The organism is Blautia sp. DFI.6.71, from assembly GCF_020593585.1.
Lineage (GTDB): Bacteria > Bacillota > Clostridia > Lachnospirales > Lachnospiraceae > Blautia_A > Blautia_A wexlerae.
Genome location: NZ_JAJDMJ010000075.1, coordinates 1 through 12,961 on the forward strand (window position 1 = coordinate 1; position 12,961 = coordinate 12,961).

The 12,961-nt window shown below is 42.1% G+C and carries 7 protein-coding genes and 1 riboswitch; of the genes, 2 read left to right on the forward strand and 5 right to left on the reverse strand.

The annotated features are described in order from the left end of the window. Positions 1-166 precede the first annotated feature (166 nt). A riboswitch (glycine riboswitch) is annotated at positions 167-298 on the reverse strand. 235 nt (positions 299-533) lie between these two features. Both LJE12_RS18280 and LJE12_RS18285 read right to left on the reverse strand, forming a co-directional pair. Then, positions 534-2,213 (reverse strand): acyl-CoA dehydratase activase, encoded by a 1,680-nt coding sequence (locus LJE12_RS18280; RefSeq protein ID WP_008703563.1) that lies wholly within the window; start codon positions 2,211-2,213, stop codon positions 534-536. After that, positions 2,206-3,477, reverse strand: coding sequence for a 2-hydroxyacyl-CoA dehydratase subunit D (locus tag LJE12_RS18285; RefSeq protein WP_227227120.1), 1,272 nt, complete (start codon positions 3,475-3,477; stop codon positions 2,206-2,208). The genes LJE12_RS18280 and LJE12_RS18285 overlap by 8 nt, the downstream gene beginning before the upstream one ends. A gap of 244 nt (positions 3,478-3,721) precedes the next feature. On the opposite strand from LJE12_RS18285, the gene LJE12_RS18290 reads away from it, so the two are divergent. Both LJE12_RS18290 and LJE12_RS18295 read left to right on the forward strand, forming a co-directional pair. After that, positions 3,722-5,536, forward strand: coding sequence for an ABC transporter ATP-binding protein (locus tag LJE12_RS18290; protein ID WP_227227119.1), 1,815 nt, complete (start codon positions 3,722-3,724; stop codon positions 5,534-5,536). Further along, positions 5,533-7,299, forward strand: coding sequence for an ABC transporter ATP-binding protein (locus LJE12_RS18295; RefSeq protein ID WP_118340071.1), 1,767 nt, complete (start codon positions 5,533-5,535; stop codon positions 7,297-7,299). The genes LJE12_RS18290 and LJE12_RS18295 overlap by 4 nt, the downstream gene beginning before the upstream one ends. 87 nt (positions 7,300-7,386) lie before the next feature. On the opposite strand, the gene LJE12_RS18300 is transcribed toward LJE12_RS18295, so the two are convergent. The 3 genes from LJE12_RS18300 to LJE12_RS18310 form a co-directional block, all read right to left on the reverse strand. Then, positions 7,387-9,174 (reverse strand): aminopeptidase P family protein, encoded by a 1,788-nt coding sequence (locus LJE12_RS18300; RefSeq protein ID WP_055152884.1) that lies wholly within the window; start codon positions 9,172-9,174, stop codon positions 7,387-7,389. After that, on the reverse strand, positions 9,171-10,019 hold the full coding sequence (gene larE, locus LJE12_RS18305; RefSeq protein ID WP_227227118.1) for an ATP-dependent sacrificial sulfur transferase LarE: 849 nt from the start codon (positions 10,017-10,019) through the stop codon (positions 9,171-9,173). The genes LJE12_RS18300 and larE overlap by 4 nt, the downstream gene beginning before the upstream one ends. Positions 10,020-10,377: 358 nt before the next feature. Next, positions 10,378-12,264, reverse strand: a complete 1,887-nt coding sequence (locus LJE12_RS18310; protein ID WP_227227117.1) for a beta-N-acetylhexosaminidase — start codon at positions 12,262-12,264, stop codon at positions 10,378-10,380. Positions 12,265-12,961: the final 697 nt, after the last annotated feature.

Genomic DNA, 12,961 nt, shown 5'->3' on the forward strand with positions numbered 1-12,961 from the left:
GATTCTATCCTTGTTTTCAATCAAGATTGCGAACTTGTTTCGCAATTACCTATTAAAAAGTGTAATATATTGTACAGCTGGGAAACAAAGTAATAACAGACCGTTTCAAAAATCAGAAGTTCAGAAAATACTGTTCATATAGTTCATATGAATCAGCGGGGATGATAAAGCATCCTCTGTCCTTTTGCCTGAGAGATTCAAGACACGAATCAGATAACCATTTGTGGGTAGCTATTGATAATTCGTGTTATTTGCACCTTCGGCCCCCGATCTAACGGGTGTCTCCAGAGAAACGATCCATTTGCAGTTCTTCCCTGCATCCAGGGAACCTGAGAGTTTTACTCCTTCGGCGGGTATAGCCTTTTGTGTGGCTTCCTCTTTCCTGCAAACTTCACCTCGTTAATTTGCTGTTACTGTGGTATACTATAGCTCTTAAATTCGAACTCGTCAATAGAAAATTAAACTTTTATAAAAAAAGTATAAAAATTCCAGAGATTTCCACCTTGTAAAATCCCTGGATATTTAAATAATTTTTATACATCAGCCATATCAGCCGCAAACAGTGCCGCGCCAAGTGCACCGCAAAGCTGAGCCTTGTCACTGATCACCAGCTTTGTTCCAAGCTTCTCTTCCAGTGTCTTTACCAGGCCCTTATTCTTAGAAACACCACCGGTCATCATATATTTCTCCTCACCGCCCACACGTCTGGTAAGGGCGGCAGTCTTTACGGCAACCGCCTTATTCAAGCCATGGACAATATCATCTGTTGCCTTATTCTGGGCGATCAGGGATACAACTTCTGATTCTGCAAATACTGTACACATACTGGAAATTGTAATATCTTCTTTGAATTCCAGCCCACATTCGCTCATCTGATCCAGATTCATTTCCATGGTACGTGCCATCATTTCCAGAAATCGTCCGGTTCCTGCCGCACATTTGTCATTCATAACAAAGTTTGCAACTGCACCGTTCTCATCCAGTCGGATCACCTTGCTGTCCTGTCCGCCAATATCAATAACAGTACGGACTTCCGGATTCAGGAAATGCGCACCTCTTGCATGACAGGTGATCTCTGTGATGCTCTTATCACCATTTTTAATAGCTGTACGTCCGTATCCGGTAGTAACCAGCGCATCAATATCTTCTCTCTGCAATCCGGCCTCCTTCAATGCTTCTGCAAGGGCACGATCTGCTCCGATAGCAGCTCCTGCTCCTGTAGGCAGGATAATACTGGTCACAATCTCATGGTCTTTATTTAAAATCACCACATCTGTACTGGTGGAACCACTGTCAATCCCTGCGAAATAACCTTTTCCCATTTTTCTCTCTCCTTTTGTGTCTCCATCTATGGTCTGCTCCAGTGTTTCAGGCTGAATGCTCTCTGCAAAAGCTTCCAGTCTGGTAAGAAGCTGACCGCTGCTCTGAATAGTATAATCTGATTCAATTTTTAAAAGAGGTACATCTGTATGGTTCTTGATCTCAGCATATTCGAAGCTGTAAAAATCACAAAACTTCACTGTATGATAAATAATCCCCGCAACAGACGGATCATTATAAAGCTTCTTACGACCTGTCGGGTCCATCATACGCATACATGGAATCTGCCCCAGAATCTCACCTGCATACCAGTCCATCAGCTCATCAAAAGAAGCACCCTCCGGTGGAAGTATATTTCCCACAGAACGGTTATGCACGCAGGTATCATTCTCTACAGGAAGAGGCATAGCTTTGCTGGTCATTTCAAATAATTCCTGCCCCATTCTGGCGCCAAGCACTGCAATATGGGACTTTGTGATTTTCTCCTGTGCATGGAAAGCAGCCCGGAATTTTCCGGCATCAAACTCTGTGCCTTTGTACTGTGCATAAGCCTTCGCCAGCCCTTTTAACTGTACAGCCATACGCTCTCTGCTACAGGCACTGTCACAGTGAAGCACATCCAAAATATAGAGAAAATCCAGCTTGCCGCTTTCCAGCAGAATGTCATAGACACTCCGGATAGTATCACAGCAGCTCACCAGGACAAGTTCCTTGATTTTCCCCTCCATGACTCCTTCCAGAAGTGTTTTTCCAAAACCGCAGATATTGGGATGTGAAACCTGATCGGCCAGGTCAAATCCCTCCGGCATATGATTAAAGTTCTCACATTCCCCGCCAAGAGATTCCAGAAGTTCAATTGGGGTATATTTACAGACATAGTAAGTTTTATTCATTCTCAGCACCTCCCAGCATTTCCAGAAAAGCTCCCAGCCTGGTGGAAGTCTGTCCTTCTCCTCCATGGCTTCGATCACACCCGTCACCGTCCAGGATCAAAAGGGGCAGACCGGCTTCCTCGAACTTCTTCTTTGCAAGCTGTGCCGCACCAAGCGTATGTTTACATCCCCAATGTCCAAACCACACAGCACCGTCTGCTCCTGCCTGTTTCGCATGGCGGATACCGGCTTCAATCCTTCTAAGGGCACTTCCGTTCAGTGAATGATATACCATTCTTTCTGCCATTGCTTCAAAGGGGTTCTCAGGATCAAAATCCGGCTCACAGGTTTCTGCAAGTTCACATCCTACGATCTGGGCTTTCTCACTGAAGCAAAGCTCCTGGCGCACTACATCCGACCAGAATGGAATGGTATGCATCCAGTAAATGTGTTTCCCTTTCGCTGCCGGTGCTTTCTTAATATCTTCAAGAAGCATCTGTGTATACTTCTCTTCTTCTGCTGTTCCCAGAAGGATATTGTTTGTCATTCCTGCATACAAGGGTGTGACCAGATCAGAGGGCACATATCTGTCTGCACGCATCTGCTGATATTTTTTGTAATTCTCCAGAGTCCGCTTACTGCAGGCAAGACGTTCCTTTAATCTGTCCTCAGAGATTGTTTTTCCTGTATTTTTTTCCAGAAATATTTTTAAATCCTTTAACTGATCTGCCACATACTGTACATTCTCTGTGGTCTGATTCCATGGTACATCAATGGCAAATACAGGTACCTGGTAAAAATCTGCCAGGGTACGGAAGGTGAGCAGGTTAGCATCGCAGGTCAGGTTGGTATAAACAATACATTTGGGCTTTGGCAGAAGTCCTTTCTGCGCTGCACCAAGAAATGTCTTGTGATAACTGCACAGTGTCTCTGCAATTCCCTGATTCTCTGCCTGCTGCAAAAATGCCCTCTCTGCTTTGCTTGCAGAAAGATAGCAGGAAAATCCTTCTACATTATAGGGATGTAATCCCACCTCCTGCATCATTTCGCAGGGTGTAAAAATACTTACAATAACAGAATCTTCCGGTTTCTGAATGGGCCGCAGCATGGTATCCATCATCAGATTTGCAAGATGCCTGTCTGCAGGCATCAGTCTCTTGTCCTGCATGTAACGGAACTTCAGATTCTGCGCCTCCCAGCCGGTTTTTAACAGCCGGCGGGCTGACTGAGGCTTTTTATCCGTCAGATTTTCCACATAATGACCAAATGTCTCAATAATCTCCATAGTCTGTCTCTTCCTCATTATGGTAATAATAATTTATCAGTTGCCAGCGTACAAATAGCGCTACGGAATATTTTAGTAATATCTTTTTTTGAAGTCAAGCTGAATTTTCTCCAAAGTTCATCTGTTTTTGCACATTCTTCTTGACAAAAAAGTCTCAAATGATACACTTTTGAATGTATTATTTTTCAAAAAAAGGAAGAAATAATATAGGAAAGATTTTTTACGAAAGGAAGGAATTTTTAAAATGCGTTCATTGGCAGTTTATTTAAAAAACTACAAAAAAGAAAGCATCCTGGCGCCATTTTTTAAATTTCTGGAGGTTGTATTTGACCTGATCGTGCCTATCGTCATTGCACAGATCATTGATGTAGGTATTGCAAACCATGACAACAAATACATTGTCCAGAGATTTTCTATTCTTATACTAATGGCGGCTCTTGGTCTTGCCAGTACCATCACAGCTCAGTTCTTTGCCGCTAAAGCCAGCGTGGGCTTTGCCACAGAATTAAGACAGGCAGTTTATGACCATGTACAGCATCTGTCCTATACAGAGTTGGATACACTGGGAACAGATACTCTTATCACAAGACTCACCGATGATGTCAATCAGATTCAGAACGGATTAAATATGGGACTTCGTCTTCTTCTTCGAAGTCCGTTTATCGTACTTGGTTCCATGGTCATGGCATTTACCATTGACTTTAAATGTGCCCTGGTTTTTGCTGTTGCGATCCCATTTCTGTTTCTGGTTGTCTTTGTCATTATGTTTCTCAGTATTCCTCTGTTTAAAAAAGTACAGGGAAAACTGGACACAGTAACCGGACTGACCAGAGAAAACCTTACAGGCGTCCGCGTTATCCGTGCATTCTGCCGCGAAAAAGAGGCAGTTGCAGAATTTGATACCCGCAATCAGGAGCTGACAAAGTTAAATCTCTTTGTAGGAAAGCTTTCCGCTTTGTTAAATCCGGTCACTTACGTACTGATCAATATTGCTACTGTTATTCTGATCCAGAAAGCAGGAGTAGAAGTAAATCTTGGCGGTATGCAGCAGGGACAGGTTGTTGCCCTTTATAACTATATGGCTCAGATGATCGTGGAACTGATCAAGCTTGCCTCCCTGATCATCACCCTGAACAAATCTGCAGCCTGCGCAGGACGTGTGGCAGATATCCTGAAAGTGAAATCTACTATGGATTACCCCTCTTCCTCCACATATTCTGCTCAGATATCGAAGGACCTTGCAACAGCAACTGCTGATGCATCACTTTCTGAAAATGCCATCGTATTCAATGACGTAACCTTTGAGTACAGCAAAGCCGGTGCCCCCAGTCTTTCCCATATCAGTTTTTCTGTAAAAAAGGGACAGACCGTAGGTATTATCGGTGGTACAGGAAGCGGAAAAACCACTCTGGTAAATCTGATCTCCAGATTCTATGATGCCAGCAAAGGAACTGTTCTGCTGGATGGTCAGAATATTGAAAATTACACCAGAAGTGATCTCCGCTCCAGAATCGGCGTTGTTCCGCAGAAGGCAGCTCTTTTCAAAGGCTCTATCCGAGACAATCTGAAATGGGGCCGGGAAGATGCCTCTGACGAGGATCTGTGGCAGGCACTTACCACAGCACAGGGAAAAGAGGTAGTAGAGGGTAAACCGGGACAGCTTGATTTTATGCTGGAACAGAACGGTAAAAACCTTTCCGGCGGCCAGAAACAAAGACTTACCATTGCCCGTGCCCTGGTAAAAAAACCTGAAATCCTGATTCTGGATGACAGTGCCAGTGCCCTGGACTTTGCCACTGATGCAGCACTGCGTAAGTCTCTCAACAGACTTGACTGGAAAGTAACTACATTTCTGGTATCCCAGCGTTCCTCCAGCATTCAGCAGGCAGACTTGATCCTTGTCCTTGATAACGGTACTCTGGCAGGTAAGGGTACTCATGCTGAACTGCTGCGTACCTGTGATACTTACCGGGAAATCTACTTCTCTCAGTTTCCGGAAGAAAGAGCCAGATACTCCTCTGTATCTGCAGGTAATATAATGAAGGAGGTGACTGTATGAGCAGATCAACAATAAAAGATCCTGCTAAAAGCAAAAGCAGCGAAACTTTTTTTAAAGTACTGCGTTTCATCGGAAGATACCGTTTTCTGCTGATCTTCAGTATCATACTGGCAGCAGTTTCCGTTATCCTTCAGCTGTATGTCCCAATCCTATTCGGAAATGCCATTGATCAGGTCATTGCCCAACATCAGGTAAACTTCGAAATGATGTGGTATTACCTGTCACGTATCCTTGTAATGGTCATCCTCTCTTCTGCTGCCACGTGGCTTATGAATGTGATCAATAATCGCATGACCTACCAGACAGTAAAGGATATCCGTGCCAAAGCCATCCGACACATTCAGGTACTTCCCCTCTCTTACCTTGACGGACACAGTACCGGAGATATCATCAGCCGTATTATCGCAGATACAGATATTCTATCCGATGGTATGCTGCTTGGATTTACCCAGCTTTTTTCCGGAATCGTAACGATCATCGGAACACTGATCTTCATGTTCTCCAAAAACTTCTGGATTACATTGATGGTCATTGTCCTGACCCCCGTAAGCTTTTTGGTGGCCAAATTTATTTCTTCCCATACCTTCCAGATGTTCCGGAAGCAAAGCGATGCCAGAGGACGTCAGACTGCTCTCATTGAAGAGATGATTGGAAACCAGAAGGTTGTTCAGGCTTTTGGATATGAGGAAAAATCTTCTGAACGCTTTGCAAAGGTTAACGAAGAATTACAGGAATGCAGTCTGAAGGCTGTTTTTTACAGCAGCCTGACAAACCCTTCCACCCGTTTTGTCAATAATATTATTTATGCCTGTGTTGCACTGGTGGGTGCATTCATTATCCCTGGAGGCAGACTGACAGTCGGAGGACTTTCCGTACTTCTCTCCTATGCCAACCAGTATATGAAACCATTCAATGATATCAGTTCCGTTGTTACAGAACTTCAGAATGCTCTTGCCTGTGCAGGCAGAATCTTCGATCTGCTGGAGGAGGAACCGGAAGTTGCAGAGGCTTCTGAGACACTGAAAGATGTAAAGGGTGAAGTAGATATTAAGAATGTGTGCTTCCATTATGATGAATCAAAGAAACTGATTGAGGACTTTAATCTCCATGTAAAACCAGGTATGCGCGTTGCCATTGTAGGACCTACCGGATGCGGTAAGTCAACCTTTATCAACCTTCTGATGAGATTCTATGATGTAAATTCCGGATCTATTTCCGTTGACGGCAAACCAATCAGAGACATTACCCGCCATTCTCTCAGAAGCAGCTATGGTATGGTGCTTCAGGAAACATGGATCAAAAACGGAACTGTCCGCGACAATATCTCGATTGGAAAACCGGAAGCTACAGATACTGAAATCATCGAAGCAGCCAAGCTTACCCACAGCTGGGAATTTATCCGGAGGCTTCCTAAAGGACTGGACACCATGCTCAACGAAGACAGCTTAAGCCAGGGACAGAAACAGCTGCTGTGTATCACACGAGTTATGCTCTGTCTGCCTCCGATGCTGATTCTGGATGAAGCCACTTCCAGTATTGATACACGAACAGAATTACAAATTCAGGAAGCGTTTGAACGAATGATGGAGGGAAGAACAAGCTTTATCGTAGCTCACAGGCTTTCAACCATCCGAAATGCAGATCTGATTCTTGTTATGAAAGACGGAAGTATCATTGAGCAGGGTACTCATGATGAGCTGATTGCAAAAGGTGGATTTTACCATACTTTATATAACAGCCAGTTTGCAAAAGTTTCTGAATAAAACAAACCAGATAATAAATCAAAAAGGAACAGCTGTCCATCACGGCTGTTCCTCTTTTTGATTTTGTAAAATGTTTTTTTATTTTTATCAGATTGCCCGGGTAGCATCTTTCAGCCATTCTTTTTCTTCTTCGTTCAAATACGGAGAAATCTTCTCATATACCTGTGCATGGTAATCATTGAGAAGGTTACGTTCCCGGACACTCATCAGTTCCGGCACCACTCCATCCAGATCAAAAGGTACCATAGTCAGAAATTCAAAGCACATAAACTGACCATACTCTGTTTTTTCAGCTTTTTTGCAGACCATCAGATTTTCATGACGGATTCCAAATCCATCCTCTCTGTAATATCCCGGCTCATCAGAGGTGATCATTCCCTCCTCCAGCACTGCATTTCCACCCGGAACAATTTTCCATCGGAAGCTATTGGGTCCTTCATGGACATTCAGAAGATATCCTACTCCATGACCGGTTCCATGTTTAAAATCCTCTCCCATTTCCCACAACGGCTGTCTCGCCAGAATATCCAGGTTTACACCGGTACAGCCATGAAGAAATCTGGCAGCTCCCAGATTCAGAGTTCCCCGCAAAACTGCTGTGAAGTACTTTTTCTCTTCCTCAGTAGTCGGCCCCATGACAACAGTACGGGTAATATCAGTAGTTCCCTCTTTATAATGTCCTCCTGTATCTGCCAGAAGAAAGCCGGATGGTTCCAGAGGAATATCCGTTTCGGGTGTTGCAAAATAATGTACAATAGCAGCATGCTTTCCATAGGCAATAATCGGATCAAAACTGTTATCTATGAAATCCTCCTGTTCCGAACGGAATTCATACAGCTTTTCTGCTGCACTTAATTCTGTGATTGGAATCCTTCCAACATTCTTCTTTAACCAGTATATGAACTTTGTAACTGCAACTCCGTCTCTGATATGCGCAATGCGTTCATTTTCCACCTCAACAGGATTCTTCGTTGCCTTGGGAAGAAGTGTAAGATTTTCTTCATCCAGAATCCGGGTGTCTGCCGGAATATTGCTAACCAGACGACTGTTGACTTTCTTTTTGCAGAGAAGAACTTTTTTGTCCTTTTTAAATGTTTTCACATACTCATAGATACTGTCATAGGGAAAAAGGGTCACACCATCTTTTTCCAGCGCTTCCAGTACGTCTGTCTGAAAGGCTTTCTCATTTGCAAAAAGTCTGATCTCTGTTTTTGTCATTACAAGATAAGAAAGAACCACCGGACAACAGTGGATATCTCCCCCACGTATATTTAACAGCCAGGCAATATCATCCAGAGAAGTCAGTACAAATAAATCTGCACCCTTCTTCTCCATTGCTTTGCGGATTCTTGCGCATTTATCAGCTCTGGATTCTCCTGCCCATTTTATATCCAGCTCTGTAACCGGTTCACAGGAAAGTACCGGACGGTTTTCCCATATATCACCTGCCAGATCGTGATCAACACTGAGAGACACACCGTTTTCATCCAGCATTTTCTCCAATTCTGCTGCCTCTTTTGCACTGACAGTACGTCCGTCAAATCCCAGACACCTTCCCTGTGTCAGATTTTTTTTCAGAAATTCATGAACTGTGGGAACTTCCGGTTCACCCATTTTAAATAAAGTAATTCCTGTTCCCTCCAACTGATCTGCAGCCTGGATAAAATAACGTCCATCCGTCCATAATCCTGCCATATCCTGCATGATCACCGCAGTGCCTGCAGAACCGGTAAATCCTGTGATATATTTTCTGCATTTGAAATATTCACCTACATATTCTGAACCATGAAAATCATCTGTAGGAATCAGATATGCATCAATTCCTGTCTCTTTCATGCGTGCACGAAGTGCTGTTATTCTCTCTTTTACTGTCATTCGTTTTTACCCCTAAGGCTGCTATCTGCAGTCGTTTTGTCATTTTCGCCAAGTGTTTCGTTCATACTTCCCATACGATATCCCAGAATATCCATGGTCACATAAGTGAATCCATACTCCTTAAATTTCTTTGCAATATCCTCTCGGACATTTTTTTCCAGAAGTTTCGGAAATTCCTCCGGCATGATCTCAATTCTTGCAAGTGAACCGTGAATACGGACACGTACCTGATGGAATCCATAGTCAAGTAAAAGCTGCTCTGCATTCTCAACCATTCCAAGCTTTTCCTCACTGATGGTCTCTCCATAGACAAACCTGGAGGACAGACAGGCAAATGACTGTTTGTCCCAAGTCGGAAGCCCCAGTTCCTTTGAGTATTCTCTGATCTCCGCTTTCGTCAGCTTCGCCTCACGTAGCGGGCTCTTAACTCCAAGTTCTTTTACGGCGATCAGACCTGGTCTGTAATCGCCGTTATCATCCATATTTGATCCCTCTGCAATATATTCAATCCCATTCTTTTTTGCAATATCGCCAATCTTCTCAAACAGTTCTTTTTTACATAAATAACATCTGTTCGGAGGATTCTTTGAAAATCCTTCAATCTCCAATTCCTCAGACTGGCAGATCACATGCTGAATCCCCTCTTTCTCGCAGAATGCCTTCGCTTCATTCAACTCTCTTTTCGGGAAAGAACAGGATTGAGCCGTAATCGCAATCGCCTTATCACCCAGCACATCATGAGCTACTTTTAATAAGAATGTAGAATCCACTCCACTTGAAAAAGCAACTGCTACACTGCCAAGTCCCTTCAGATATTCTTTTAAATGTTCCAGTTTATTTTCCATATCAGTCTGCCTCTTGTCCGTTTTTTATTGTACCTGTAGCACTCCTCGTAAATAATGTATATTGATCCGGCTTAACAGAGCGTGAAAGTTGAACTGTCTCAAATGTATTATTTAAAAAGGTGTTATAGCTTCATTATAATATAGGTGATGACTGTTCAGCAACTTATTTTTCATATTGCGAAGTGTATTACTGAGAATATACGGATACCCAAAGTGTAAAAAGTTTTATTCCGGCACACTTACTTGAATTTATCGTCCATTCAAAAATGCATCTGAAAAAAATCGCTGTAAATATAGCAATTATCAGAACTAACATAATTTCCATTTGAAGATCAAATCCCTTCATGATTTATATTGTTCAGATCGTATCATTTAAATCACATCCGCTGATAATCCGATCCCAGCGGTTTTCACGCTTATCCATTTCACCAGTAAAATATGGAAGCCTGGTCTCTTCCAGTTCTTCCAGTCTGGAAACCTTTCCATTCAGATAATCATCAATCCGGTGTCCTGTGCTTTTAAGTCTGGTGATCACTCCACCTAATTTCACATCAAGCAGCTCATAGCCAAATGGCTTTGCATCTGTCATCCAGATTTCCTCTCTGATCCGTTTCATCTCTTCAAGATTGCAGATGATATCAGGGATTTCATTCTGACTGATTTCTTTTAGTATCTCTTTCTCTTCCCTGTCATAGGCATCTTTGATACGTACTCCCAGATCAGCTTTACCAGCCAGTACAGCTGCCAGCTTTTCGTAGAAAGAAAACACAAGTCCATATTTCGCTGATTTCGTACAATTTTCAGACATACGGCTGTATATTTCCTGATAATATGCCTTAATATCTGTACCTGATGCCTTTACATGATAATCAAAGATGCCCAGCATTGGATCCTGATATAACAGATACTTGGACGGATTCTGAGCTTCCTGATTCCCTTTTTCATTCAGGAATAAGGAATCAAAACGGTCCAGTTCCATGAAATCGTCTAATTCCCCTCCTGTACAGTTTTTAAACTCTTCCTTCAGGATACTCTCATCATATTCTTTATGAAAACCAAGATGTGCAAAAAGGGCAACTCCCGGAAGTAACGCATCTACCGGAGTCTCTGCCCCGTTGTCCATCCATGCAGTACACAGAACTTCTTTCATGTCATATTCTTTACATGCCCCAAGTGCGGCATTGGTACATGCAAAAGTTTTGGAGTAATTGGGAGAAATTCCATTCCATATCCATGATCCGCCTGCAAATATAATATTATCTGAAAGCTGTTCATGAATATCCAGCATTTTCTCATAATCCCTGATATCATCATGATAATAGTCCCAGTATACCAACCCTAAATTCCTGTCCGGTTTTTCCCATTGAGAGCAGTCAGCATTTTCCGGCACATCATAATAACCACCACGCGTGTTTGCAGTAATATACATATCACTCCATATCATCGGTTTTAACCCCAGTGTCTTACAAATATCCATGACTCTGTCACAATGTTCCCTGATCAGCAGAGAACCTTCTTTATATCCATTTTCTCTCAGGGAATTTCCCAGTCCCAACATAACCGCTTCATCCATTCCAAGATGTACCCTGCTTGTAGAAAAATTCTCTTTCACTGAAATCAGAAGTTTTTCAATAAACTGATAGGTTTCTTCCTTCCCCGGCTGAAGAATATCAGCGGAATCACGGATTTCACTCATTTCCGGCCATTTAAGGGCATTGTGCAAATGAGCCAGTGTCTGAATACATGGAACCAGTTCTATTCCAAACATAGCAGCATATGTATCAATTTCCTTTATCTCATCTCTGGTATATTTTCCACGATAGGCTCCAAAATAAGGTTCACTCTTTACTTCGTAAGTATCTTCTGTATAAAGCATAAGCACGTTCATTCCCAGCTTTGCCAGTATTCGAATCAGGAATTTCACTTTTTCAACTGTAAACACAGCATTTCTGGAACAATCCAGCATCAGACCGTTTCTTTCAAAATAAATGTGCTCCTGATACTGGAATGCTTTATCTTCCATATGATGCAATACATAGTTTAATGCACGGTAATAATGAGCTGCTTCACGGCAGATCACATGGATCTGGTTTCCATTCTTACTTACCGCAATTTCCGGTCTGTCCTGAAATTCTACAGACAATTCTATATTTTCAGTAAAAATGTCACTTTCACTGAGTAATATTTCTGTCCCCTGCCTGATATTTTTATATGTTTCTTTATTGGATGTAAAAATAATGTTCATTAATATTCCTTTCTCCTTAGAATTTTACTCTTCTCAGCAGCACGTTATCCTGTCTTGTATCTCCCCTGTACATAATCTCCGTCAATACAGGTTTGTAACCAGCCCCCAATGCTTTATTAGCCAAATTGACATCAATTCCTGCAGTTTCCCATTTTCATTGGAATAATTATAAGATAGAAATCATTACTTTAGAGTTTTATTGATACAATTATAACTCTGTTTATCTCAAATTCACATAAACGATATAATACAAAACATGCACAAAATGTTATATCTTTTACAAGGAACAGCAAATTTTCTATTTTCTGCAGTTTTATCTTTTTATATCACCCAACCAGCATCTCATCAGAAACTTTAATTATCATCTGTCAGCATCTCACCCTGTTAAAACACAACTTTTCCAAACGAAGTTAAATGTTCACTATATAAAATCAACTTTATCCAAACAGACCCAGGTAATTACAAGTCTATGCTAGAAGTATATGGATCAGATTCCCCTTTAAGCAAATAAGCTCACAGGGGAATGAGCGCAAAAAAAGCAGCAAACCTTTTTCAAGATTTACTGCTTATATACTGCTGTGATGGACTGCTGATATTTATATCGATTCCATAAAATACTGCAATCAATCCAGTGCATTTATTATCGTGAATTAAAAACTTTATCCTCACACGACTGAAGTCGCGTGCTTCCAGACGC